At 54.1% G+C, this 24,073-nt stretch carries 23 protein-coding genes; 11 read left to right on the forward strand and 12 right to left on the reverse strand.

Translation table 11 applies throughout. The features are described 5' to 3' along the window. Positions 1–272 precede the first annotated feature (272 nt). Positions 273–1,130, forward strand: a complete 858-nt coding sequence (locus tag INT32_RS07030; protein ID WP_193088010.1) for a TrmB family transcriptional regulator — start codon at positions 273–275, stop codon at positions 1,128–1,130. A 108-nt stretch (positions 1,131–1,238) separates the two neighbouring features. Here INT32_RS07030 and INT32_RS07035 read toward each other — a convergent pair whose 3' ends face one another. After that, the gene (locus INT32_RS07035; RefSeq protein WP_193088011.1) at positions 1,239–2,114 is read right to left on the reverse strand and encodes a MaoC family dehydratase N-terminal domain-containing protein; all 876 of its coding nucleotides are present in this window, start codon (positions 2,112–2,114) and stop codon (positions 1,239–1,241) included. A 138-nt stretch (positions 2,115–2,252) separates the two neighbouring features. On the opposite strand from INT32_RS07035, the gene INT32_RS07040 reads away from it, so the two are divergent. From INT32_RS07040 to INT32_RS07050, 3 genes are all read left to right on the forward strand, one after another. Further along, entirely contained in the window at positions 2,253–2,474 is a 222-nt protein-coding gene (locus INT32_RS07040) for an acetyl-CoA carboxylase biotin carboxyl carrier protein subunit (RefSeq protein ID WP_193088012.1), read from the forward strand. A 10-nt stretch (positions 2,475–2,484) separates the two neighbouring features. Continuing rightward, positions 2,485–3,864 (forward strand): acetyl/propionyl/methylcrotonyl-CoA carboxylase subunit alpha, encoded by a 1,380-nt coding sequence (locus INT32_RS07045; protein WP_193088013.1) that lies wholly within the window; start codon positions 2,485–2,487, stop codon positions 3,862–3,864. Between the two features lie 144 nt (positions 3,865–4,008). Continuing rightward, positions 4,009–4,755: a sulfite exporter TauE/SafE family protein gene (locus INT32_RS07050; protein WP_193088014.1), complete on the forward strand. Its 747-nt coding sequence runs from the start codon at positions 4,009–4,011 to the stop codon at positions 4,753–4,755. A 53-nt stretch (positions 4,756–4,808) separates the two neighbouring features. On the opposite strand, the gene INT32_RS07055 is transcribed toward INT32_RS07050, so the two are convergent. Further along, complete coding sequence (locus INT32_RS07055; RefSeq protein ID WP_193088015.1) at positions 4,809–5,672, reverse strand: CoA ester lyase; 864 nt, start codon at positions 5,670–5,672, stop codon at positions 4,809–4,811. Between the two features lie 65 nt (positions 5,673–5,737). Here INT32_RS07055 and INT32_RS07060 point away from each other — a divergent pair, with 65 nt between their 5' ends. Genes INT32_RS07060 through INT32_RS07070 form a run of 3 tightly spaced genes read left to right on the forward strand, consistent with a single transcriptional unit; the run spans position 5,738 to position 10,618 of the window. Further along, positions 5,738–6,838, forward strand: a complete 1,101-nt coding sequence (locus INT32_RS07060; RefSeq protein ID WP_226816639.1) for a mandelate racemase/muconate lactonizing enzyme family protein — start codon at positions 5,738–5,740, stop codon at positions 6,836–6,838. A gap of 12 nt (positions 6,839–6,850) precedes the next feature. Further along, positions 6,851–8,383: an acyl-CoA carboxylase subunit beta gene (locus tag INT32_RS07065; RefSeq protein ID WP_193088017.1), complete on the forward strand. Its 1,533-nt coding sequence runs from the start codon at positions 6,851–6,853 to the stop codon at positions 8,381–8,383. Positions 8,384–8,419: 36 nt separating this feature from the next. Continuing rightward, positions 8,420–10,618 (forward strand): acetate--CoA ligase family protein, encoded by a 2,199-nt coding sequence (locus INT32_RS07070; RefSeq protein WP_193088018.1) that lies wholly within the window; start codon positions 8,420–8,422, stop codon positions 10,616–10,618. 348 nt (positions 10,619–10,966) lie between these two features. Here INT32_RS07070 and INT32_RS07075 read toward each other — a convergent pair whose 3' ends face one another. The 4 genes from INT32_RS07075 to INT32_RS07090 form a co-directional block, all read right to left on the reverse strand. Further along, positions 10,967–11,473 (reverse strand): MaoC family dehydratase, encoded by a 507-nt coding sequence (locus INT32_RS07075; RefSeq protein ID WP_193088019.1) that lies wholly within the window; start codon positions 11,471–11,473, stop codon positions 10,967–10,969. A gap of 102 nt (positions 11,474–11,575) precedes the next feature. Beyond that, entirely contained in the window at positions 11,576–12,514 is a 939-nt protein-coding gene (locus INT32_RS07080) for an SDR family NAD(P)-dependent oxidoreductase (protein ID WP_193088020.1), read from the reverse strand. A gap of 24 nt (positions 12,515–12,538) precedes the next feature. Next, positions 12,539–13,795, reverse strand: coding sequence for a CaiB/BaiF CoA-transferase family protein (locus INT32_RS07085; protein ID WP_193088021.1), 1,257 nt, complete (start codon positions 13,793–13,795; stop codon positions 12,539–12,541). A 12-nt stretch (positions 13,796–13,807) separates the two neighbouring features. Further along, positions 13,808–14,788 carry a tripartite tricarboxylate transporter substrate binding protein gene (locus tag INT32_RS07090; protein WP_193088022.1) on the reverse strand — a complete coding sequence of 327 codons (981 nt, stop codon included), beginning with the start codon at positions 14,786–14,788 and terminating at the stop codon, positions 13,808–13,810. A gap of 107 nt (positions 14,789–14,895) precedes the next feature. Here INT32_RS07090 and INT32_RS07095 point away from each other — a divergent pair, with 107 nt between their 5' ends. After that, positions 14,896–15,819: a LysR family transcriptional regulator gene (locus INT32_RS07095; protein WP_193088023.1), complete on the forward strand. Its 924-nt coding sequence runs from the start codon at positions 14,896–14,898 to the stop codon at positions 15,817–15,819. A 237-nt stretch (positions 15,820–16,056) separates the two neighbouring features. Here the strand turns inward: INT32_RS07095 and INT32_RS07100 are convergent, their stop codons facing one another. Beyond that, positions 16,057–17,019, reverse strand: coding sequence for an AraC family transcriptional regulator (locus INT32_RS07100; RefSeq protein ID WP_193088024.1), 963 nt, complete (start codon positions 17,017–17,019; stop codon positions 16,057–16,059). Between the two features lie 109 nt (positions 17,020–17,128). On the opposite strand from INT32_RS07100, the gene INT32_RS07105 reads away from it, so the two are divergent. The 3 genes from INT32_RS07105 to INT32_RS22350 all read left to right on the forward strand — a co-directional run bounded on the left by INT32_RS07105 (position 17,129) and on the right by INT32_RS22350 (position 19,123). Continuing rightward, positions 17,129–17,965 carry an oxidoreductase gene (locus tag INT32_RS07105; protein WP_193088025.1) on the forward strand — a complete coding sequence of 279 codons (837 nt, stop codon included), beginning with the start codon at positions 17,129–17,131 and terminating at the stop codon, positions 17,963–17,965. Positions 17,966–18,153: 188 nt separating this feature from the next. After that, positions 18,154–18,741 carry a TetR/AcrR family transcriptional regulator gene (locus INT32_RS07110; protein WP_193088026.1) on the forward strand — a complete coding sequence of 196 codons (588 nt, stop codon included), beginning with the start codon at positions 18,154–18,156 and terminating at the stop codon, positions 18,739–18,741. A gap of 103 nt (positions 18,742–18,844) precedes the next feature. Then, entirely contained in the window at positions 18,845–19,123 is a 279-nt protein-coding gene (locus INT32_RS22350; RefSeq protein WP_370540191.1) for a hypothetical protein, read from the forward strand. A 175-nt stretch (positions 19,124–19,298) separates the two neighbouring features. Here the strand turns inward: INT32_RS22350 and INT32_RS07120 are convergent, their stop codons facing one another. Genes INT32_RS07120 through INT32_RS07140 form a run of 5 tightly spaced genes read right to left on the reverse strand, consistent with a single transcriptional unit; the run spans position 19,299 to position 24,065 of the window. Next, positions 19,299–19,742 carry a hypothetical protein gene (locus tag INT32_RS07120; RefSeq protein WP_193088062.1) on the reverse strand — a complete coding sequence of 148 codons (444 nt, stop codon included), beginning with the start codon at positions 19,740–19,742 and terminating at the stop codon, positions 19,299–19,301. Further along, positions 19,739–20,710: a tripartite tricarboxylate transporter substrate binding protein gene (locus INT32_RS07125; RefSeq protein WP_193088027.1), complete on the reverse strand. Its 972-nt coding sequence runs from the start codon at positions 20,708–20,710 to the stop codon at positions 19,739–19,741. Before INT32_RS07125 ends, INT32_RS07120 begins: the two co-directional genes overlap by 4 nt. A 23-nt stretch (positions 20,711–20,733) precedes the next feature. Further along, positions 20,734–21,594 (reverse strand): amidohydrolase family protein, encoded by an 861-nt coding sequence (locus INT32_RS07130; RefSeq protein ID WP_193088028.1) that lies wholly within the window; start codon positions 21,592–21,594, stop codon positions 20,734–20,736. A gap of 3 nt (positions 21,595–21,597) precedes the next feature. Then, the gene (locus INT32_RS07135; RefSeq protein WP_193088029.1) at positions 21,598–22,446 is read right to left on the reverse strand and encodes an amidohydrolase family protein; all 849 of its coding nucleotides are present in this window, start codon (positions 22,444–22,446) and stop codon (positions 21,598–21,600) included. Then, complete coding sequence (locus INT32_RS07140) at positions 22,443–24,065, reverse strand: GMC family oxidoreductase (RefSeq protein ID WP_193088030.1); 1,623 nt, start codon at positions 24,063–24,065, stop codon at positions 22,443–22,445. Before INT32_RS07140 ends, INT32_RS07135 begins: the two co-directional genes overlap by 4 nt. Between the last annotated feature and the right edge of the window lie 8 nt (positions 24,066–24,073).

Raw genomic sequence — 24,073 nt, forward strand, 5'->3', positions numbered from 1 at the left:
CCAGTATCGGTCCGCTGCTGCTTTGCGCCGTTATCTATACCAGATGCTGGCGTCAGCTTTGCAGGGTAATCTGCGTGGTCGGCAAGTAGCCCGCTGCAGAGCGGGTTTTCACCGACAGCAGGAAAAATCGTTTCTGGCAATGTACAATTATTTAATTAATTAAACAGCCTTTACATGTACGTGTCCACGAGACATTAAGGTATCGCTCAAAGGGGTATAATTTGCACCGATCGCAAGACTCCAGTAGTCCGTTACTGGCTAGTGATAACAATATGATTGCTGATCTCAAGTCTCTAGGCTTCACAGAGTATGAAGCAAAGATCTATCTTGAGACGTTGATGGCTGTGGGGGTGCCCAAAACAGCCTATGAAATATCAAAGGCGTCGGGGGTTCCTCGCTCTAACACCTATAGCGCCTTGGAGGCGCTTGCACGCAAGGGCGCTGTATTGCCAGTTACGGAGAATCCGACATGCTATGTGGCTGCAAATCCCAGAAGCATGCTCGAATCGCTTGCTACCCAGACGGCGACGACCTGTAATCGTGCGGCGGCGAATCTTGAGCGACTTGCACCAAAGGTAGAGAACCAATATGTCTGGATTCTGCGGGGAGAAGAGAGTACTTCGGCTGAAATAGACAAGCTTCTCGCCTCGGCGACTACGTCGATTTGGATTAAGGCTTCTGACAGTGTATTGCGGAACCATGCGGCCGCGCTAAAAAAAGCTGCGCGCAAGAAGGGTATGCGTGTGATGATCGTACTGTTCGGTAAAGATAAATCTGAATTCGAATATAGCCCAAACTGTCGTGTGTACATTCACGAAAACGACGGAACCAGAATGGGGAAAGCAGATAACCTTTTCACGATTGTCATTGACTTTAACGAGATGATTACGGTGAACGCGTCCGACCAGTATGTTGGGGCCCGTACCCGAAGTCCTGCTATTGTCACCATGGCGTCGTCTCTGATTCGGCACGATTACTATATGGCCGAGATTTTCCTCAAATTCGGTGACCAGATAACTGAAGAATTCGGCCGCTATCTCGCCAAGTTGCGGCTGGATGCTTACACGCCCGAACAGGCCGCCTCATTTTACGAGAATACCGGCATGGAGCGCACGACCAAAGACAACTGATATGCCTGGTAGTGAAGCACCGTTGTGGTCGATTGCATCGTCCGGACGCCTTGGCTGTACGCAACGGTGTGGCTATATTCAGCATATTAGGGCGGCTGCATGCGTTATCTACAAGATAATTTCAGCCAGCATATTGACCCGTCCATCCTCTTCCCGCGCCCAAGCCTCTATTTTGCCATCGCCAAGCCGCAGGCCTTCGATAAAAAATGGACGGTCTACGAAAAGTGGCTTGACTGCCTTGAAGGTGAACTGCTTGCATCGGGTAACACCAGCCGCCACTAAAGCATGGTTTAACACCAGCGTCGCAATGAGCTGACCCTGTACGATGATAGCCGGATACTTCTCCACATTCCGCGTATAGTCTGCATCGTAATGAATACGATGGCTGTTGAACGTGACAGCAGAGTAGCGGAACAATTCCGTGGCATTGAGTTTTTCTGGAACCGACCAATCGGAACCAGACTTGGCTCTTAGCGTGAAAATATCGTCATCATAGTCCTGATGGTCTCTGTAAACAACGGTTTGTTCTTCCTCACGAAGCAGGCGACCTTCCTGCGTGTATCTATTATTAATCCCAAGAAATATCATCTCACCCGATTTGCCCGTTTTGGTGTCAATGCTGGAAATAGTTGCAGTTCTATCGACTTGTTTGCCGACCTGCAGGTCATGGTGATAAGTAATGACGCTTTTTGCCCACATCCGTCTCGCTTGCGGTAACGGTGGAATGAATTTGCCGCGCTTGGGGTGACCGTCTAAGTCTACCTCTGGCTGCGGAACGGCTGGGACGAAGTAAAGCCAGTGACCGCAGGGGTGTATTCCGCCCAGCAAGTCAACGGTCGGTACGTTCGAACGGCCGCCGATAAGGCTGGCAAGGCCATTAAGCGGCCACTGCTCTATTATTTCCTTCGCGATGTGTTGCCGACCCTTCCAGTCTTCAATATTGCCTTGCATGGCGTGGCTGTCAGGCTCATGTGTTCGGGTCATGGGTAATCTCCTAATTTGGTTGTTGTGATTGCAACTACTATAAATTTTCGATATGATGTTGTCAAGCACGCTGGCAAAAGCACTCTTGGTGATCCTGCCAGAGACGTGCAAACATAAACGACAAACTGGATGGAGACCATGGCAATAGTAGATATCAAGACCGAGATAACGGGCAACGTGTGGAAGATTGTTCAACAAGTCGGATCGCACGTTGAGGAAGATGAGCCGATCATGATCCTGGAGTCCATGAAAATGGAGATTCCTGTCATAGCGGTAGAAAGCGGCATCGTAAAAGAGATTCTCATTCAAGAAGGGGAAACGGTTACCGAAGGAACGGTCGTGGCCCGCATCGAGGCATAAGGAGTGCGAAATGCTTAAAAAGGTCCTGATTGCCAATAGGGGAGAAATCGCCTGCCGTGTCATACGCGCATGCCAAACGTTGGGGGTCGCCTCTGTGGCCGTATATTCGGATGTCGATGCCGACTCGCCGCATGTTCGTCTGGCTGACGAGAGTGTACATATCGGCCCAGCAAGAAGTGCGTTGAGCTATCTGGATAGCGCCAAAATTCTGGACGCAGCCCGACTCACAGGAGCAGACGCGGTGCATCCAGGTTACGGTTTTCTTGCCGAAAATTGCGAATTTGCCACGGCGGTTATTGCACAAGGCTTGACGTGGATCGGTCCTCGTCCTGAGTCCATCAGAGAGATGGGCAACAAGCAAAATGCGCGTGAACTCGCGATTAAGGCCGGCGTGCCCGTTGTGCCTGGTACAGGCCGGCTGGATGCTGCCAACCCTGAGGCGCTGCAAGCGCAAGCAGAATCCGTCGGATTTCCTTTGCTGGTGAAAGCGGCTGCCGGAGGCGGCGGCATTGGTATGCGTCAGGTTTTCGAGCCTTCAAAACTCATTGCAGCGGCAGCGGCGACGCAATCGCAGGCCAAATCGGCCTTTGGGAGCGACGAAATTTTTCTGGAGAGATTCATTCCATGCGCGCGTCATGTGGAAGTGCAGATTTTTGGCTTTGACTCCACTGCAGTGCATATGTATGAGCGTGATTGCTCCTTGCAGCGTCGCTTTCAGAAAGTCATCGAAGAGGCACCGGCGCCGGACATTCCACTGGCCGTCCGGAAAAAAATGCAGAAAGCAGCGATTGACCTGGCTGTGTCCGTAGGATATCAAGGTGCAGGAACGGTCGAGTTCATTTTTGATGTCAATACGAAGGAGTTCTTTTTCCTGGAAATGAATACCCGGATCCAGGTTGAGCATCCTGTGACGGAAATGATTACCGGTCTGGATCTGGTCGCCATGCAGCTTCAATACGCAGGTGGCGTGTTAAAGGCCATGGGGCAGGATGAGATACGGTCAAGTGGCCACGCGATCGAATGCCGCCTGTACGCTGAAAATCCCGAGAAGAATTTCATGCCTTCCCCGGGCCAATTGAGCGTGTTTGACCTGTCGGCGGTCGACTCAGCGCAGATCCGAATCGAAACTGGCTATGAGCAGGGCGGCGAAATTACGCCTTTCTATGATCCCATGGTTGCCAAAATCGTCGCCTATGGCGCGGATCGGTCGCAGGCTATCGAGATAATGCTTCGTGCATTGGCAGGTGTAAGGATAGAAGGTATAAAAACCAACCTTGATTTTCTTGTTGCCTGCATGAAGAATGCATCTTTCCGCGAGGGACGGGTCAGTACAGGGTTTATCGAAGAGCACAAGGATTCCTTGTTGCCGGCACGCGCGAAAGCGGCCTAGAGCTCAGGAAGAGGCGCGTATGATGAAAAGATCCCTATTAGTCCGATGCCCGGCATGCTTGCTATGGCGCGTTTCGTCCGTTTCCCAGGCTCTGGTAAAACCCGGGCTGCGTTTCCCCAACGTCGCTCTATGCGCTGCCTTGACATGGATTTACTGATCGCCGCTTTCATTGGCGTATCCGTTCTTGCCACTGGTTTTATTTCAGGGGCCTTCGGCATGGCAGGCGGAATGATATTGATGGGTGCGCTTCTGCTTGTTCTGCCCGTGCCAACGGCAATGGTGCTGCACGGTGTGACGCAGATGACCTCCAACGGGTGGCGTGCCGTTGTTTGGCGGCGCTATGCGGATTTCCAGGTGTTCCTGCGCTTTACCGGCGGTTTGCTGGCGGCCTGTGCCCTGTTTTTTTTCGTAAGTTACGTGCCTGATCGCGCCACTGTCCTGATTTGCCTGGGTTGCGTGCCCTTTCTGGTCATGCTGGTGCCACCCCGGTGGATTCCTCAGGCAGATCGCCCATTTGGGGCTGAGATTTGCGGTTTTCTTAACGCCTTACTTCAATTTGTGGCGGGCGTGTCCGGTCCGGTGCTGGACGCCTTTTTCATTCGTTCCGAATTTGACCGGCGTACTGTTGTCGCCACTAAAGCGGTCTGCCAGACGGGGGCGCACTTCGCGAAGTTGATCTATTTTCTCCATGCCGGCAATACGCTGGGCGGCGAGGGCATCCATGCGTGGGTCTTTGGACTTTGCATTCTTATGGCTGTAGCGGGTACAACGCTAAGCCGCAGTATTCTGGAAAAGCTATCGGATGCCCAGTTCCGACGATGGACCAAGTTCATTCTTATCGTGATCGGGGGGGTCTATCTGGCACAGGGAATTTATCTTTTGTTCAGATAAAACAGCGGAGGACTGGTCCGGCTTACGGCCCCGTCCACTGCTTCGCAATTCACCTATACCTCAGGACTGTAATCCCGCAGCCGTCTCTCGGCAATTTCGAGGTGAAGTCGCTCGACCATAACGCCATCCAGATTGATAACGCCTTTGCCGGCATTCTCAGGTTGTGCATAAGCCTGCACAATACGCCTCCAGTTTTCTAGTTCCTCGGCAGTGGGGCTGAAGCATAGATTAACGGTTTCCACCTGGAGCGGATGGATAATTGTCTTGCCGCTCATGCCCATCGCTTTGGCGATTTCAGATTCCGCCTTCAGGGCGTCAAGGTCATGAATGTTATTCAACACACCGTCGATAACCGGGATATTGAATGACTTAGCGACGAGTGTAACATGTGCCAGCCACGGTATAAGATTGCTACGCGCAGGGCCTGGGTCAATATCGCTGTCCTTGATCAGGTCATTGGTACCGAGTACCAGACATTCAACACCATCGGTCAACCCATTTTCGACAATGTGCTCCAGCTTCAGAATGCCGATCGGGTTTTCGACCATACACCAAATTCTGGTTGATTCGGATCCACCATTGCCAAGCTTTTCGCGGGCTAGCCTGGGAATATTCGGGTGAACGACTTTGGGTAGCAGTACGGCGTCAGGCTGCGCTGTCGTGACCATATCCAAATCCAGGTCCCAGAATTCTGTATCGCGGCCATTGATCCGGACCACGACATATTTGCCATGAAGTTCATCGCGATTATCTTGCAAGAACCGTGACAGGGTTTCCGTGGCCTGCGCCTTGCGTTCATGCAGAACGCTGTCTTCAAGATCAAAAATCACTGCATCGACCGGTAACGTCGCGGCTTTATGCATGGCTTTTTCATTGATTCCGGGGACATACAGCACACTACGCAATTTTCGTTTCATGACTTTCCTCTCTTTTTCACGCTCTTGTATTTAACTATATGTTAGTTTAAACTTTAGTGGTAATAATGACAACCACTAAAGGAATTGCATTGGGAGACATAACGAAAGCAACACTGCGATGGCTTCGGCTGCCGCTATATCAGCCTTACAGGCTTTCATATCGCACCTTTACCGAGTTTGAGCCGTTTGTTCTGGAGCTGGAGCATGCGGACGGCAGGCGGTCATTTTCCGACGCTCACGTCTCGCCGGGCTCGAGTGCCGAAACCCGGGAAGGTGCATGGGCATATTGCCAGCAACGCCTCGCCCAATTGCGAGACAAGAGCATCGATCAATTCAGAAGCGATGTCGTGGCGCATCTGGATCAAAGCAAGGTCGCTACCACACTGCTTATGACAGCCATTGAGTGCCTGGAAAGAAGTGAATGGTTAAGTATTGAGCGCGATAGGGACCTTGAGCTCATCGTTCCGATCAATGCGACGGACGAGGCCGGGATAGAGCGCGAGGTGGACCAATTGCTTTACGAAGGATTCACCACTTTCAAGGTGAAAGTGGGCAAGGATGTGGAGGCGGACATCGTGCGCGCCAATACGACGCTTCGTCTGCTTGACGGTCGGGCGACCATTCGTCTGGACGCGAACAGGGCGTATTCCAGACAAGAAGCCATTCGATTCACCCAGGGCCTCAGGTATGCCGGTGTGGAGCTCTTTGAACAACCCTGCGGTGCAGATAGCTGGGACGACAATGCGGCTGTAGCACGCGAAAGCCCGGTTCCCTTGATGCTTGATGAACCCATATGCAGCATCGCTGACATCGAGCGGGCCGCGGCTATTGAGAACGTGCGCTTTTGCAAAGTCAAACTAAAACGCTTTGGTAGCTTGCAGGCCCTGGCCGATGGTATCCAGCGTATCCATGACCATGACATGCTAGCCGTCCTGGGCGATGGTTTAGGCAGCGAAATCAATAACTGGATGGAAGCCACAATCGCTGCGCGCCTTATCAAGACCAAGGGAGAGTTCAATGGGTTTCTGAAGCATAAGGACAAGCTGTTTCGAAACCCTATGCCATTTAGCCAGGGAAAAATCCAGTTGCAGGCCGGCTATACGCCAAGACTTGATGACGAGGCGATAGAACGTCTCACGGTCGAAAAACACATTGTCGAATATTGAGGACTAAAGCAAATGAAGCATAGTGAGTTGATGAATGAATTGGACAAAAGACGCAATGCCGCCGCTGGGATGGGGGGAGAGCGAAAGCTTGAAAAACGTCGAGAATCGGGAGATCTTAACGCACAGGAACGTTTGGATCAGCTGGTCGATCCGGGAAGCTTTTTTGAGGTTGGCCTGCTGGGCGCCTCGGCATTTGAGCAGGATAAGGATGTAACTCCCCGCGATGGCAAGATTGTCGGCTTCGGAAAGATAGACGGACGGCATGCGGGCGTCGTGGTCAATGATTTCACCACCAAGGGAGCATCGACCAGTACGACAAACTCAAAAAAAATGGGGTATATCCGCAAAACCTGCAATGAGCGAGGTATCCCGTTTGTTCATATCGGAGAGTCCACTGGAGCGCGGCTACCCGACGCGATGGGGTCAAAAGGCATGGGGCAGATGCTGGGCAATGACACGACTCAATTTCGACGCGTTCGCGACGTGCCGTGGGCGTCTGCGGCACTCAATACGTCTTTTGGTTCGTCTGCGTGGCTATGTTGCTGCTCCGATTTCGCGGTGATGAAGAAAGGCTCCATTATGTCGGTCTCCAGCCCGCGTCTGGTATCAATGGCGATCGGCGAAAAAGTCGATCTGGAAGAGTTGGGTGGATGGCGCCTGCATGCAGAACAGACGGGCCTCATTGATTACTTTGTCGATAGCGATGAAGAAGCAATGACGGCAATTCGAACATTCCTGTCCTATATGCCCGCCAACGCGAAAGAGCTATCACCAAGGACAGTGGTGGCCGAAGACGCTGTCTCTGATCAGGAAGCCATTCTGGACGTTATTCCGGAGAGTCGGACTCAGGTGTACAACATGAAAAAAATCCTGGAGATTGTTTTCGATAAAGGCAGCATCATGGAGTTGAAGGCCCGTTTTGGCAAGTCGCTGGTCACTTGCCTGGCAAGGTTGGACGGTCGCGTGGTCGGGGTCATCGCCAACAACCCGCTTACGGGCGGAGGCGCGCTTTCCGCAGAGGCGTGCCGCAAGGCGATCGATTTTACGGTCTTGTGCGACAGTTTTAACATACCTCTGATCAGGTTTGTAGACACGCCTGGGTTCGTGGTGGGTACTGAAGCGGAACGCAAAGGCGCACCAGGCCAGATTATGAATTTCATGAATGCCACCTGCCTGACAACGGTTCCGCAAATTACGGTTTTATGCCGCAAAGCGTATGGACGAGCCTACGTGGCCATGGGTGGGGGTGCGCATAACGATACGATGGTCGCCTGGCCTATGGCTGAAGTCAGCTTCATGGATCCTGTTTTTGCCACCAACATTGTTCACAATCGAACCGCTAAAGACGATGGCTTTGAAGAGGCGCTGGCGCATATCCAAAAAGATCTTGAGATTTGGGACATGGCCAGGATTTTCTCGGCCCACGATGTCATAAAACCGCAGGAAACACGATCATTCATGATCAAGATGCTTCAGGTGCAGGAGCGCCGGCTGTCTGGCGGCGTCGGCGAAAGAATAATGCGCAGCTGGCCGACCAGCTTTTGATTGTCCACTGCTATTAACAGAACAAGGAGCGCGCTAGTGAATCCAGTAAGTTTGAATGAGAAGGCCGGCAAGGAGCTTCTCGCGCAGTTCGGCATTGATACGCCACAATCGTTCGTTGCAGACAACGCTCAGGATGCGCGCAAGCGCGTCGGTACCCTTCGGGCGCCCTATGTAGTCAAGGTTGTGTCGGGAGACATCCTGCATAAATCCGATGCGGGGGGCGTTACGCTGGGCCTCCAGACCGCGGAGCAGGTTGCAGAAGCGATTGATCGCATGAGCTGCTTGCCCGCCATCGTTGACGCCCGGATCGAGGGCTGGCTGGTCGAGGAGATGGTTCCGCCTGGTTTGGAAATTGCAATTGGCGGATTCTATGATCCTCAATTTGGCCCGCTCATCATGCTCGGTGCAGGCGGGATATACATTGAGCTATTGAAGGATGTCACGTTTCGTCTGTGCCCTGTCTCGGAGGATGACGCCCGCAATATGGTAGACGGGTTACAAAGTGCCAGGCTCTTTGATGGTTTCCGTGGGGGAGACACCTACGATAGGGAGATGGTGGTACAGGCTCTGATGAAAATCGGCGGCGAGTCCGGGTTGTTCATGACGCACCAGGAAGAGATCGAGGAAATTGATATTAATCCTCTGATTCACACAGGCGACAGGCTGGTGGCGGTAGACGCCAGATTCATTTCCCGGAAAGCCGACCGCGTGATGCTCCCACACGGTGGAGCGCGCAGCGATCAGGAAGTACTGGAACATTTCAGGCCGCTATTTTTCCCGAAGACAGTGGCGGTTCTGGGCGCGTCAACGAAGGACGTGACGATCGCCAACACCTTTATCCGCCGTCTGCGCGAGTTCGGGTTTGACGGGGACATTTACCCGATACATCCCAAAGCGCAAGAGATTGAGGGGGTCAAGGCGTATCCCAGCCTCGCAGATGCGCCGGCATGTGTCGACTATACCTACGTCGCCATTGGCGCCGAGCGCATTTGTTCATCGATTGACGTTGCTCCGGGAAAATGCCGCTTCGTCCAGATCATCAGTTCAGGTTTCGAAGACACCGAGGAGGGGAAACGGGGGCAAGCCCGATTGCTTGAAACGGCCAGCAAGGGAGGGATTCGCCTGCTGGGTCCGAACTGCCTGGGGACTTATTCGCCGGCAGGCCGACTCACCTTTCCAAAGGATGCGCCAACTGAAGCAGGAGTCATTGGCGTCGTCTCGCAGTCGGGTGGGCTTTCTACCGATATTATCAAGCGTGGTCAGTGGCGCGGCCTGCGCTTTAGCGGGCTGGCAACAATTGGAAATAGTGTCGACGTCAAACCTGTTGAGCTTCTTCGCTACTACCTTGCCGATCCTGCGACCAAGGCGATAGGAATGTATATTGAAGACGTCAAAAACGGGCGCGAACTCTTCGAAGTGCTTCACGCAGCACCGAACCCGAAACCGGTAGTGATTCTTCGCGGAGGTGCCACGCAGCAGGGTCAGCTTGCTGCCCAGTCCCATACGGGTGCTTTGGCTTCGGGACAGGAAGCATGGGAAGCGCTTGCGAAACAAACGATAGTCGAACTCGTGGACACCGTAGACGAGTTCATTAACTTGCTATTAGCGTTGCAGTTCCTTGCATTGCGAAAAATGACCCCCACGACAGATGTGGTGCTGTTTGGTAATGGAGGAGGATCCAGCGTCCTTGGCGCAGACGCTTTTGCCCGTTCCGGACTCAATGTCGCGCCCTTTGCGTCACAAGTAGTGCAGGACCTGGAGGCGCTGGGTTTCCCGCCTGGCACGAGTGTCCTGAATCCGATTGATACCCCTGTGAGAAGCCTGCAGGAGAAGGATGGATTCATCGCAAAAGAAATTCTGGATATTGTTTATGAGAAGGCAAAGCCTCACGCCATCGCAATGCATCTGAACCTGGCTGCTTTTGTCGGCCGCGGGACCAGTAATCCGCTAGCCAACCTGATTTCCGTGATCACCGAGGTACGGTCGGAACGGGGCGACAATACTCATTTTCTGCTTGCGCTCAGAAGCGACCGGTCTGAAGCTCTGGACGCCATGCGCCGCGAGTATATCGAGATCGCACGACAAGCCGGCATTGCGGTCTATGATGAAGTCATAGATATGGCGCGAGTGCTTCGGGCCGTGAGCAATCTGGAGGAACGATTCATCGCTCGCGCACAAGCGCAAACAAACCCAAACGCGTTTGGGTCATCCCGGGCCGCAGCCTTGGTTGAGTAGACTTACCCGACCCCCGGCCTTGCTCTCAGCGTGAACTACCGAGAGTGGGGTCGGGGCTATTGTCTTTTGAACTAAGTGGCAGGCTCATGATCGCCATAAGATCCGGAGTGTCTTCATTAGATTGCGGCACCGCGTAGCAATGTTGCAGCATGAAATCCGTTCTTTTTAAGAGTGCCACCATGTGGCAGAACTGAAGCCCTATATCGAGTAATGGCTAAGTGTAGCTGCGACCGTACATTGCCCATTGTGCATCTGCACCATGTTGGCCGCTGAGTTGTTCGTAATCCAGTAAGAGATCTCCGATGAGGTTCTTTCTGTGTTCTTGGACATGGCCAGTAGCAAGTCCGATCACGTCGCTTCCCCGCCTTCATATTGAACCAGGATATGCCATTCGGCGTAGACCGATGGTCGCGGCGCATTCTCGGCGTTTACCGTGACCTCCCAGGTACAGCGGGCATGCGCGGGTTTTGTTTCGGTCACCTGTGTCAATGCAAAACTGGCCGATACCCGCGATCCTGCCACAACCGGGGCGGTGAAGCGGATCTTGTCGAAACCATAATTCAATGCCATGACAGCGCCGGGAAAGGCCATGCAACTTGTCTGCCAGTAGGTCAGCAGCGACAGTACGAGAAAACCGTGTGCAATGGTGTGCTGGGACGGTGACTGCGTCTTGGCCCGCTCCGGGTCTACATGAATCCACTGGTGATCGTGCGTCACGTGCGCAAATCGATTAATCATCTCCTGCTCAATGAGCAGCGGTGCCGATGCGATCGCCGGCTGCCCGACAAATCGGTCAAGTGCGGCAACGCAATCGAATTTCTGTATGGCGCAAGCGCTGGAGGGGGCAGTTGTCATGGCAAGAATATCAGTAAGCAGAGCGCAGTGGGCGCTGCGCAGATTTTGGCGCAGGCGGCAGTCAGGCTCTCTGCGGGCTGGACGAATGGCTTGTCTTTACTTTTAACTGACAGAGTCTGACGACGCAGTGCGCGTCGTTGGCCCGCGTGTCCGGCTGTATGCCTGCGCCTTGGCAATTTCGTGGCGTAACTGGTCGAATCCGGTGGCTGGGACCGTTTCGTTCTGGCGATCGGCAATGTCTTCAAGCCGATCCAGCAACACGTCGGCCGAGCGTTCGCTCTCGTTCAGATATATGCCATGTGTCATGGTGATGTTCGCCTGTTCAACGCTGCCAGCTCCTGCCATCAGGATGGTGCGGTTGGGGGCGTTCTCTGCGACAAGCGCAACCAGGGCCGGGCTGACCGATGCCGGCGACAGCATGTCCAGGGTTTGCTGCTCCAGCAGCCCCGCTGTCATGGCTGTGGCTGCCGTGGGGGCAAGGCAGTTCACATGCACGCCATTGCGTTCGCCTTCCTGCGCCAGTGTCTGCATCAGGCCGACCAGCGCCATTTTGGCGGCACCGTAGTTGGCCTGCCCGAAATTACCGTAAAGTCCCGAAGAAGAGGTCGTCATCACGATACGGCCATAGTTCTGATCGCGCATCCTGTTCCACACGGCATGGGTGCAGTGTACCGACCCCATCAGATGCACGTCCAGCACCAGCCGGAAATCCTCCAGGGTCATCTTGGCAAAGCTTTTGTCACGCAGGATGCCGGCATTGTTCACCAGAATATCGACACGACCCCACTGCGCAACCGCCTGTTCGACCATCGCGCCAACCTGGTCGGGATCAGTCACGTCCGCAGCATGGGCGATGGCCTCTCCGCCGGCCGCTGCGATGGCCTGGACAACGGCCTGCGCATCCGAATCTGGCCGATCTGCGCCCATATCGTTGACCAAGACCCTGGCGCCGTGACGGGCAAGTTCGAGCGCGTGGGAACGGCCAAGACCGCGGCCTGCGCCGGTCACGATGGCAATGCGGTTGTGTAGAAGAGGTGTCATGGGGTCTCCGTGTTATACAAATGTTCAGGGGGTCAGGGATGCAGCCATTTCGGCATCGGTTCGGATGACCCCGGCGCGCTCAAGCTGTGCGATGGTGTCCTCGCTCAGGCCCGCTCGCGCCAATATCGAATGGGTATTCTGGCCCAGGCCAGGGGCACCGTCAACCGTGGGCTGTCCGTCCTGGTCGAAAACAAAGCCGATGCCTCGGGTGCGCACGTGGGTGTTGCCCTGATGGAACCGATGGTCTGGAAGATCGACGCAGTCGGTGGTATCGACCTCGTGAAGAAACTCTTCGAGCTTTCTGACTTTGGCTGCGGGGACCCCGGCGTCGCTTAGCAGCACTTCCAGTTGTATTGCGCTGCGGGTGGCGAAAGCCGCTTGCAGACGCGTCGTCACATAATGAGTGTCATTGGGCACGACAAATCCGCTGGGGGCGTTGAAGGCAACAAGGTCAAGCGCGCGTGCATCCTCACACAAATCCTCAACGCCAATCACAGCGGTGAGTTTGCGAAACTGCGCGGGGGTATTGGCGGCAACGGCCAGCCAGCCGTCCGAGCAGCGATACGTATCGGCTGCCGGGCTGCCGGTATACCCGCGATTGCCCACACGTTGAGTAGGCGTGCCGTCGCTCAGATAGGCGCAGGTGTTGGGGTACATGAGCATCAGCGAGGCCTGGACCATGGATGCATCGATGTACTGGCCAACGCCCTCGCGCGCCCTGCGGTGCAGCGACGAGACAATTGACAGCGCGGCCAGTACGCCCACGGCCACGTCAATAACGGGGAAACCCACCTTGATGGGTGGCGCGTCTTCTCCTTCTCCGGACATCATCATCATACCGGTCAGGGCCTGAACGACGTGATCATAAGCGCCACGTTGCGCCCAGGCACCGTGTTGTCCGAAGCCCGAGATGGAGCAGTACACGATGTCTGGCCTGACTTGCCTGATGCTGGCATAGTCCAGACCATACCGGGCGACAACGCCGGGACGGAAGTTTTCTATGAAAACGTCGGCCGATGCGGCCAGTGTACGCAGCAGTTCGGCGCCCTGTTGTGTCCGGATGTCCAGCGCCAGGGACTGCTTGCCGGCGTTGATGGCGGCAAACCCGGTAGGTGTGTCTGTGTCCGTTGCGTCCTTCATCGAGCGCAGCACTTCACCGGCCAGCGGTGGTTCCACCTTGATGACCTCTGCGCCCAGTTGCGCTAGATAGAATGAAGCAAGGGGCCCGGCGATGACATGCGACAGATCCAGTACACGGACGCCTTCTAGCGGTTTGGACATGTATGACTCCGGTCAGCCGACGGTCACGCCGGCAAGTTTGATGATATTGACCCATTTCTGATATTCGCTGCGCACAAACGCGGCATCGGCTTGCGGGCTGGCGCTATGGGCCACGTTAATCCCACCTGCTGCAAACTGGCGTCTGACGGCCTCATCGGCCAGCGCCTTCGTGGTCGCGCTGTAAAGCGTATCGACCGCTTGTCTTGGGGCGTTTTTGGGCAGCCAGAAATCAAACCAGAATTCCTGCACCGCCAAATCGCTGTTCAAGACCTCGTGCAGCGTGGGAACACCAGGCAGCTCGGACAATGGCTCCCTACTGGTCACAGCCAGCGCGCGCAGCTTGCCGCCCTTGGTCTGCGGAATGGCCGTCCCCGCGATGGTGAACGCAAATTCCGTATCACCACGCAGCAGCGAAAGCGGAATTTCCACTGATCCTTTAAATGGCACATGCGTGGCTTTTGCCTTGAGCAAAGACACGAAGGTCGCGCCGCCAAGATGGGCTGCCGAACCAACGCCGCCGGAACCGTAATTCATTTTACCGGGATTGGCCGTCAATGCGGCTATCAGGTCCTGCACGGTACGGTACGGTGAGCTGGCTGCCACGACCAGCACGCTGGGGGATGTGCCCATAATGGTGACCGGAATGAAATCGTTGACAGGATCAAAGTTCAGTTTGGGCTGCAGTATCTTCTGAATTAAGTGAGAATTGGATCCCATGAGCACTGTGTAGCCATCGGCGGGCGCATGGGCAACATGCTGGGCAGCCAGTACACCGCCCGCACCCACCTTGTTTTCCACTACGATGGGTTGTCCCAGAGCAGCGCCCAGCGCAGGGCCAAACTGTCGCATCATGATGTCCGGCCCGCCTCCGGCCGGGTAGGGAACAACGACACGTACTGCTCTTGAAGGATAGGTTTGCGCAGCCTGCGGTGCTGCAGTTCCGACCAACAGGCCTGCGCCCAGGGCGCCAAGGCAAAATTTCCGGCGATGCATGGTTGTCTCCTTATAATGCATCAAGAGTAGACGATCGCAGTGAATAGAAAAAGTGATATATTTTCATATACCGATAACTTTATGTTTGATAGCTTTGGACAATAATATTGATTGAACCTGACTATCTGGTCGCCAAGCTGCGCTTTCGGCACCTGCGTCTGCTTACGGAAGTACATAACCGAGGCAGTTTGCGGGCCGCAGCGCAGGCGCTGAGCCTGACGCAACCGGCATTGAGCAAGGCGTTGACGGAAATCGAGAGTGCCTTTGGTTTTGCCCTGTTCTCACGCACTGCGCGTGGTCTAACGCCAACAGCGCAGGGTGAAGTGGTGCTGCGCGGCGCCACGATGCTTTTGCACGAGCTGTCTCATCTTCGTGCAGAGGCCATCTCGGCCGATCGCTTTGCAACCAAAATCCGTATCGGTGCACCGCCATTCGTGGCGCAAACCTATCTGCCGGGCGTGATTGCCAAGCTGGTGCAAGGTGAAGCGCCCGTGCGGGTGCAATTGCTTGAAGAACGAGTGCCAGCCCTGATCGGCGCGCTCCAGCGAGGAGAACTGGATGCGCTCATCACCACCTTCCCCCAGCAAATGCTGGCCAGCGACGCTGACGCATTTGAATACATCAAGTTGTTCGAGGTGCAGTTTGCCGTGGTGGCATCCGTGGGACATCCACTGGTCCGTTCGCGACGCGTGGACTGGGCCCGTTTGGCAAAGGAGCGCTGGGTGATGCCTGCCGAAGGATCGATGGGACGCAAGCTGATCGAAGATTGCTTTACCCATGCCGGCGTGCCTGCCCCTTTGCCGGTGATCGAATCGACCAGCCCGACTACCAGTCTGCAGTTTGTCTCGGCAGGCTTGGGCATCGGTATCGTGCCCGATGTTGCGCTGCTTCATCACAGCACACTGCAGACAGGGCCGGTCAGGCAGTTGCGCGTGGTGCCCGAGCCCCATTCGAGTGCCGTGGCCCTGATCTGTCGTGCAGGCGCGGTCAATCCCCGGGTGGATTTGCTCAAAGCGGCGCTGGAACTGTAGGTCGTGTGAGGGCGAGATAAGGTATTTGAGTCGGCTGCATAGGCAGCGCTGCGCCGGCTCACCGTTCCAGGCAGATTCAATGGTGGGCACAGAACACCGATGTGGCCGACAGCCCCGGATTTGTCAGCGAAGAACAACGACGTAATTAACAGGTGTTATGTGCAGTGTGCATGGCGGCCAGGGCATACAAAAGGCAAAGGCTCGTTCATGCAAGAAATGCCAGTGTCAATTCGTTGTCTAGTGCGACGACACAAATTCCGACGCCGGATGCGAGGGCGGTACGGCAAAGCTTTCCCGCATGCGCTTTGCCTCTTCGGATGGCGGTAACCCGAACAGACGTTTGAATTCGCGATTGAACTGCGACGAGCTTTCGTATCCCACTGAATGGCTCGCCGCAGACGCGGTAACGCCTTGTCGAACCATGAGCAATCGGGCCTGGTGCAATCTTATCGATTTAACGTATTGCATGGGGGAAGTGTGAGTAATGGCCTTGAAATGGCTATGAAAGGTTGGGACGCTCATGCCGGCTTCATTTGCCAGTTGTGAAAGATTCAGCGGTTGCGCATAGGTGGTATGAATACGGCTTAGGATTTTGCCAATTTTCCCGAATTGCCCGCGCATTGCCAGCGCCGAACGCAGGACATTGCCCTGAGCGCCCGTAAGTATTCGGTAGTAGAGCTCACGCATCAGAGTGGGTCCAAGTACTGCGGCCTCCACAGGTGTGCTCATTGCTTCAAGGAAACGCAGTAGTGAAGCGCGCATTGCCGGATCCATGGGACTGGACATCATGCTCTCGGGGGCGACTATTGACAATGGTGCCCCATGATTGTCGATCTCTATCGACAGATCGGCGGCAAGCTGAAAATCCAAGTGTATATAGATGGCCAGAAGTGGGTGCTCTGGCGACGCATCCGTTTCCATCACAAAGGGAACCGGTACCGAGACGGCAAGATAATGCTGTTCGTCATACAGATAGGTCTGATTGCCGAAATAGCCTTTTTTGGTACCCTGGCAGACAATAACGATGCCCGGGTCGTAAAGAACCGGTGTGCGTGCAAGTGGGCGATTCGAGCGCAGAAAGCGTACGTCGGGAAGGCTGCTCAGGTTATAGCCTTCCTTTGGCGCCAACGTCAAAAGCAGGCTGGTCAAGCGCTCTCGAGTGCAAGGCGGGGAGAGAGAAGTGTTTTTTTGATGGTGCATGGAACAACGAAATCATAGTAATAGGCAATAAAAAGAGAAGATTTGGACTAAAACTCAATGCCATTTGAGAATAGTATGCATGCATGTATTAACAAAAGGGAGTATTTCCATGTCCACATCAAAAATTGTTTTCATCACCGGTGTCAGTAGCGGCTTTGGCCGTGCATTAGCTCGGGAAGCACTCAACAGCGGCCATCGCGTGGTGGGAACGGTGCGCAATGTAGAAGCAAAGGCGTCGTTTGAAGCACACGGCCCTGGCGCTTTCGCACGATTGCTCGACGTGACAGACTTTGCAGCGATAGACGAGGTAATCGATGAGGTTCAAGCCAATATTGGCCCGATTGACGTACTTGTCAACAATGCAGGTTATGGGCATGAAGGTGTATTGGAAGAATCCGCGCTGGACCAAATGAAGCGTCAGTTTGACGTCAACGTCTATGGTGCGGTGGCAATGATAAAGGCGGTACTTCCCTGTATGCGCAAACGTCGTTGCGGACATATTATCAACATTACGTCCATGGGCGGATTCATTACCATGCCCGGTATCGCGTACTACTGTGGCAGCAAGTTTGCACTGGAAGGAATTTCTGAAGTGTTGAGTAAAGAAGTAAGCCATTTTGGTATTGCTGTTACTGCCGTGGCGCCAGGCTCTTTTCGTACTGACTGGGCTGGAAGATCGATGGTCAGAGCGCCTCGCAGCATTCCGGACTATGACGCAGTGTTTGATCCAATACGCAAGGCGCGTCAGGACAAAAGCGGCCAGCAACTGGGAGACCCCATCAAGGCGGCGCGCGCCATACTGGCGATCATGAACACTGAAACACCACCGGCGCATTTGTTACTGGGAAGCGACGCACTTGAATTGGTACGCAGCAAGCTGAAGGCTTATGCAGCGCAAATCGATGCTTGGGAACAACTGACTCGTTCAACTGATGTGAGCCAATAACCGCCAGGCTGGCTGTGACTCATACGGGCTTTGTGCAAGAGAATATCCCTCACCATGGATTCATGAAAATGCTTGACATAAAAACAAACCAACTAGTAGAGTGGTTTTGGATTAAAGACTGGCGCACGCTCGATCTATTGTTTTCAATGGGATTGAGTACGCGTCTTCACCAGGTTAAGAAAATTTACATGAACGTGGAACTCTCTCTCCGGGCAACCGAAATTGCCGAACATACGAAACAGTTGCCCGCCGCAGGCGGCTACAACGGCTTTAGCTATGCCGATATATCCGACCGGGTGCATATCGGCAAGGCCAGCATCCATCACCATTTCCCCAGCAAGGCAGATCTGGTCCATACCGTGGTGGTGCGCCACCGGGAACAGGCGCGGGAGGGGCTTGCCGCGCTTGATCGGCACATCAATAACCCATTGGCCGAACTGAAGGCCTATACCGATTATTGGGCCAAGTGCATCGGCGACGGTACCACGCCCATTTGCGTTTGCGCCATGCTGGCTGCTGAATTGCCCATGATCCCGCAGGAGATTGCCGATGAGGTTCGCGGATATTTCGAGGAATTGACCAACTGGCTGGAGGCCGTGCTGGACAAAGGCGCGAAGCTGGGGCAATTTCACTTGCAAGAAAGCGCTTTTGTCGAAGCCCAAACCTTTTTGTCCATGGTGCATGGCGCCATGCTAACTGCGCGGGTGATGAATAATTCGCAGGCATTCGAGGCGATATCGCATGCAGCGCTCAGTCGGCTAACTGCTTCAACCTGATTCAATGTCGTTGCGTGCAGAGTAACGCAACTTTTTTTGCCATCGTAATCTATCAACTAGTTGATAGATATTTTGCTCAGGGCAGCACAGATTTTTAAAGCCTTTGAGTCCCACTACAGCCTCGCAGACATCAAACCGACCCGATGCTGCCAATGTTATCAAGGAGTTGCCATTTCATGCCTCATCCCATTTCACTCCTGGGCGCAGCCCATACCCTGATCAGCCTGGTGCCCGTTACCGTCGGATCGACAGCACAGTGCGTTCCGGCAAGGTTTATCTAATTGGTCTAGTGCTGTCCGTGGTCACTGCTTTTGGTTTGTCGAGCTCTGGCGGGTTCAACGTCGGCCACGCGCTGGGCATCCTGGCGTTACTGGCGGTGTGAGGCGCCCTATACGCGCCAAGGCTGTCCCGATTAACGCGCGTACACCCTATCTATCCCAGTTCGGATTCATGTTCAGTTTCTTTCTGCTGATGGTGCCTGGAATTAATGAAACGCTCACGCGCCTGCCAGTTGCGCATCCCTTGGCCGAGGCCCTCAATCTCCCGTGGTGCAAGGCTCATTGGCGGCGTGGCTGGCTATTTTCATTGTGGGATGCACTGCAGAGCTGGGGAACATATTCGCAGCTCTGCAGTACGGGTTCGCGCTTTGTAAGGCGATGATGGTCGAAAATATCAAAATGTATGTCCGACTGGGCTACGCAGAAGTGGCACGGCGTGAAGAGAGCGGCTTCAGTTGTGTATTTTTTGATAAATTGCTTCGGTGACGCTATCCAATACAGTGCCTGGCTAAAGGTGCTGTATAGACTGAACGGCTGAACGATTGGCCGGATATTCGCCGCTGTTCTATGGCTAGAAGTTTGTCCAGGGTAGAGTGCAAACAAGCGCGGATCATTGTCTGAGATGTTGATGCTGCGCATATGATTCAAATCAGGAAGGAAGCCCGGCAGGACAAACCATTGGTGCAAAAAACGGATGCTGCGGACCGGGCTGATCGTTTTCACAAATCAATATCGCTGATAAGCTCCCCGTAACGCACGGTTTCTTCCTCCACAAAATCATGAAACTGAGCTGCCGTGAGGTCTCCGCGCGGAATTCCGCCTTTGTGGACAATCTGGGCGTTAATGTCCTTTGCATTGACGATTTCGTTGATGGCGCTGCTTACCTGCTTCACAATGGCATCGGAGGTTTTCTGCGGGGCTACGATTCCAAACCACGCGGCCAAAGAGAAATCCTTCACGCCCTCTTCCTCAAAAGTAGGTACGTGCTTGGCCATTTCTAACCGGTGCTTGTAGGCAACCGCGATGGGTTTGACCCGCCCTGATTTCATCAACGGCTCGAGCATCAGGAAATCGCTGAAAAAAATTTGCGTTTCATTTGATGCCAGACTGACCAGTGCCGGACCGGATCCCGCGTAAGGAACATGGACGATGTCCAGGTTCAGCTTTCGTGTGAAAAGTTCGCCAGAAAATCTTGGCATTGAACTGGCTCCGGAAGAGGCAAAATTGTATTTGCCTGGATTTTTTTTGAAGAATTCAATCAGGGTCTGAAGATCATCGGCGGGTGTATCGCGTGACGCAAAAAGACCATAGGGCAAAGTGGCGACAAGCGATACACCGCGAAATGCACGCTTGGCATCATAAGCCAGCTTTTCATAGACAAATGGGTTGGCCGCCAATGTCTGGGTGCAGAAGAACAGGGTGCGTCCGTCAGCAGGGGCATTGGCGACCATATTGGCAGCAATGGTCTGACCGCCTCCGGGCTTGTTTTCTACTATGACATTGGCACCCAATTTGTCTGCCAGTCTTGGGGCGATCAACCGGGCGAGCATGTCTGTCGGCCCGCCGGGCGGAACGCCCACCACCAGTTTGATGACGCCGTCGTCCAGTGCTGCCGACGAGGCCGAACGCATTGGAAATACACTGGCGCCAAGGAGCGCTGCCATCAGCTTTATCGAATTTCTGCGATTCATGTTCTCCACCCTGTAGTTATAATTTATGAAATGTTCAGTATTCCGGCAGCGTTGTCCCAAAGCGAGCGCCGCCGGGCGGTTTCCGTTAATGGTAGCGAGTTGAATACCTGCAGGCTATCTGCCAGAGGCCGCACCGGATACGCGCTGCCATACAGCATGCGGTCCTCCATAAAGGTGTTTGCTGCGTGGACATAATCGCTTGTTCCTGGCGCGTTGGTATTCATGTAGCAGTCGGGTAGCAAATAGATATTCGGATTCTCGTAGGCAATTGCGCAGGCCAGCGTTGTCCAGGGCCAGCAGGCATGGGCCACGATAATTTTGGTCTGGGGATAGCGTTTTGCAACTGTCCGAACACGATCAGGATGTGCGTAGGTCATGTCCTCGCCCAGCAGCATGCTGGCGGTAAGCACCAAAGGCAGGCCCTCTTGGGCAACGGCGTCATATAACGGCCACAGTGAAGGATCGTCCTGATGAATATTGGAGAATCCGCTATCAAAGCAGGCGCCCAGCAAACCCCTTTGCCTGATCTTGCGGATTTCCTGGTAGCCTTTCTTCGTATCGGTAGACGAAATGCCCGCAAAGCCGGAAAAACGTCCCTGGCTTGATGCACAAAAGTCCGCAATTTCGCCGTTATCCGATGCGCCATAGTTCTCACTGCTGTCGCGGCCCAGCACAACCGCGTGATCAATCTTTGCCCGGTCGAGTTCTTCAATAAACAGGTCCAGAGAGCGTTCAAGGGCAGACTTGGACTCATGCCGGTTTCGGTGCAGAACCGGAAGCGACTGCTGATCCGCATCCAGTCTGTCCTGTGTATGCGATTTATAGATGAAATGGGACAGGAAACCTTTCAAGGGCGGTCTAACCCGGAAATCAATCACTTTCATTTTTTAGAGCCTCATCAGTCGTTTTGCATTTTCGGAAGTTATAGCGTCAAACTGTGTCTTGGAAAATCCCCATGACCTGAAGTTGTCCACAGACGCTTTCAATGGCTTGAAGGGGTATGAGCTGCCAAACAGAATACGGTCGCCCAAATAGTTTTTTGCTGCTGTGAAATAGTCTTCTGCGCCAGGGAACTGGGGGACAAAATACATGTCAGGCGATAACCACACGTTCTTGCGGGAGATTGCCAATGCCACGGCTTCGCGTGTGTAAGGCCAGGCGGCATGGGCGATATGGAAATTGAGCTCGGGAAAGTCCTTGGTCGCCAATAGCATATGGCCCGGTCGTGCCTTATCGATTTCCTGCATGCAAGCTGCTTGCAATGCACAGCTCAAGGAAATGTTGATGGGCAGCCTCGATTTCTGTACCACCTCATAGAGTGGGTACAGGCGCTTGTCGCCGGCATGCGAATACTTGTCCAGCAGCGTGGGTTCAATGGAAATGCCCTTGAAATCGTAAAGCGCCACAGCATGATTGAAATCCGCAAGAATCTTGTCCATGTCCTGCGTCAGGTCCAGCGCGGCCCAGGCGACAAATCTATCGCTGTTTGCTTTGGCAAAATCGGCAAGTTCTTCGTTGGGCATAATTCCGAACGCCGTTGGTGTCTGCCGACCCATGGCGACGCCGGTTTCAATTCCGGTTTCATCCATTTCCGTAATCAGATCGGCCAGCGCCAGTGTTTCGCACGAGCGGGGTTTCGGGTAGTCCGGGTGATCAAATGCGGCAAAGGTGGCTGGCGAGAAAATGCGGGAGTTTTTCCAGCTGGGCAAAGGGGGTCTCAAGCGCATATCTATCATAATTTCTCCTGTTTGAAGGTATCGTTAAGAATCATTTCTGCCCCTTTTTCTGCGACGAGGATCGCGGGGGCATGAGTATTTGAGGAAGGCATGGTGGGCATGACTGAAGCATCAACGACGCGCAGGCCATGCACGCCATGCACACGCAATCGACTGTCGACAACAGCGCCGTCTTCTTCTCTACCCATTTTGCAGGTGCCTACCGGATGAAAAGACGTTAATGAGTTCTCCTTTATCCAGCTGAGAATCTCATCATCGGTAACGCATTGGACGCCTGGCCTGATCTCGTCGTCGACAAGCGCCTGCATATAGGCGGATCCGGCGATTTGTCGGATCTTATGGATGGATTGCACGGCATAGCGCTGATCTGATTCGCTGGACAGGTAATTGGCGTTAATCAGCGGTTTTTCAAAACAGTCGGCGCTTTTGATATGGACGCTGCCGCGCGATTGCGGATGGACCAGAAAACTCGATATGGTGAAACCGGCAAAGCGATCCAGTGAATACTTCTTCTCCCGGGCATTGTTGGCCGAGCTCAGTTTGAGCATCTGGATCTTGGTAAGAGAGGCACGCGTGTCGTCCAGTCGTACCAGGGCGTGCGCCATGGCGCCAATATTGGTCAACGGCCCGTCTTTGTATGCCAGCCATCGCAATGCTGCGTTTACCTTCTGCACCAGGCTATGCTGAATCAGGTTATAGCTTTCCCGGGTCGACGTGCGAAAGGCCATGCGGGAGTTAAGATGATCAATCAGATTTTCTCCGACGCCCGGCACATTGGCTATTGGCTTGATACCAAGCGAACCGAGACGAGCGCTATTACCAATGCCGGATAACTCGAGAATCTGTGGAGATTGAATGGCTCCGGCCGAAACAACCACTTCCCTGGCTGTCCTGACTGTCTTGCGCTGGTCGCCTTGCAGGTATTCAACGCCGACGGCGCGACTGCCTTCGAACAGAATCCGGCTGACGTGCGCTTCGTAAATAACGTCCAGATTCCGGTTTTTTTGCGCATCCAGATACGCTTCCTTGACGCTGTGTCGATATCCGTTAAGGATGTTGAACTGCAAGGGGCTCACTCCCTCGAACTGGCCGGCGTTGTAGTCAGGGTTGTACGGGATATCGGAATCCACGCAGGAGTCTATGAATCCACGGGTCAGCGCATCGCAGGCCACATGGCGTACGATGTTCACGTTGCCCTGCCTGCCTCTGATCTGATGCGTTCCGTGTTGGTAGTTTTCAGCGTATTTGTAGTGTTTGCTTATCTCTGAAAAGCGCCACCCGGATATGCCGAGGTTGCTCCATGAATCATACTCCTGGGGGTTGCCCCAGACCCACAACATTCCGTTAATTCGAGACGAGCCGCCGATGACTTTTCCGCGAGGAAAATAAACCGGCCGCTGGTTCAGGCCCGCTTCCGGGTTTGTGTAAAAGCGCCAGTTTCCTCTGCTACCCAACATCGTCTTGGAGACTAGAATGGGAATTCTGAAGCATAACCAGTTGTCGTTTTTGCCCGCCTCAAGCAACAGCACGCGGCATTGCGCCTGCTGCGCGAGCCGGACTGCCACCACCGTGCCGGCGGCGCCGCCACCAGCGACAATGTAATCATATTCTGCTTGCATCCATTACC

This window comes from Advenella sp. FME57 (assembly GCF_014897675.1).
In the GTDB taxonomy this organism is placed as follows: Bacteria; Pseudomonadota; Gammaproteobacteria; order Burkholderiales; family Burkholderiaceae_B; genus Advenella.

Coding starts and splice junctions, on each gene's coding strand:
- INT32_RS07030 (WP_193088010.1), top strand. CDS start 273: ATGATTGCTGATCTCAAGTCTCTAGGCTTCACAGAGTATGAAGCAAAG.
- INT32_RS07035 (WP_193088011.1), bottom strand. CDS start 2,114: ATGACCCGAACACATGAGCCTGACAGCCACGCCATGCAAGGCAATATT.
- INT32_RS07040 (WP_193088012.1), top strand. CDS start 2,253: ATGGCAATAGTAGATATCAAGACCGAGATAACGGGCAACGTGTGGAAG.
- INT32_RS07045 (WP_193088013.1), top strand. CDS start 2,485: ATGCTTAAAAAGGTCCTGATTGCCAATAGGGGAGAAATCGCCTGCCGT.
- INT32_RS07050 (WP_193088014.1), top strand. CDS start 4,009: ATGGATTTACTGATCGCCGCTTTCATTGGCGTATCCGTTCTTGCCACT.
- INT32_RS07055 (WP_193088015.1), bottom strand. CDS start 5,672: ATGAAACGAAAATTGCGTAGTGTGCTGTATGTCCCCGGAATCAATGAA.
- INT32_RS07060 (WP_226816639.1), top strand. CDS start 5,738: ATGACAACCACTAAAGGAATTGCATTGGGAGACATAACGAAAGCAACA.
- INT32_RS07065 (WP_193088017.1), top strand. CDS start 6,851: ATGAAGCATAGTGAGTTGATGAATGAATTGGACAAAAGACGCAATGCC.
- INT32_RS07075 (WP_193088019.1), bottom strand. CDS start 11,473: ATGACAACTGCCCCCTCCAGCGCTTGCGCCATACAGAAATTCGATTGC.
- INT32_RS07080 (WP_193088020.1), bottom strand. CDS start 12,514: ATGACACCTCTTCTACACAACCGCATTGCCATCGTGACCGGCGCAGGC.
- INT32_RS07085 (WP_193088021.1), bottom strand. CDS start 13,795: ATGTCCAAACCGCTAGAAGGCGTCCGTGTACTGGATCTGTCGCATGTC.
- INT32_RS07090 (WP_193088022.1), bottom strand. CDS start 14,788: ATGCATCGCCGGAAATTTTGCCTTGGCGCCCTGGGCGCAGGCCTGTTG.
- INT32_RS07100 (WP_193088024.1), bottom strand. CDS start 17,019: ATGCACCATCAAAAAAACACTTCTCTCTCCCCGCCTTGCACTCGAGAG.
- INT32_RS07105 (WP_193088025.1), top strand. CDS start 17,129: ATGTCCACATCAAAAATTGTTTTCATCACCGGTGTCAGTAGCGGCTTT.
- INT32_RS07110 (WP_193088026.1), top strand. CDS start 18,154: ATGAACGTGGAACTCTCTCTCCGGGCAACCGAAATTGCCGAACATACG.
- INT32_RS07125 (WP_193088027.1), bottom strand. CDS start 20,710: ATGAATCGCAGAAATTCGATAAAGCTGATGGCAGCGCTCCTTGGCGCC.
- INT32_RS07130 (WP_193088028.1), bottom strand. CDS start 21,594: ATGAAAGTGATTGATTTCCGGGTTAGACCGCCCTTGAAAGGTTTCCTG.
- INT32_RS07135 (WP_193088029.1), bottom strand. CDS start 22,446: ATGATAGATATGCGCTTGAGACCCCCTTTGCCCAGCTGGAAAAACTCC.
- INT32_RS07140 (WP_193088030.1), bottom strand. CDS start 24,065: ATGCAAGCAGAATATGATTACATTGTCGCTGGTGGCGGCGCCGCCGGC.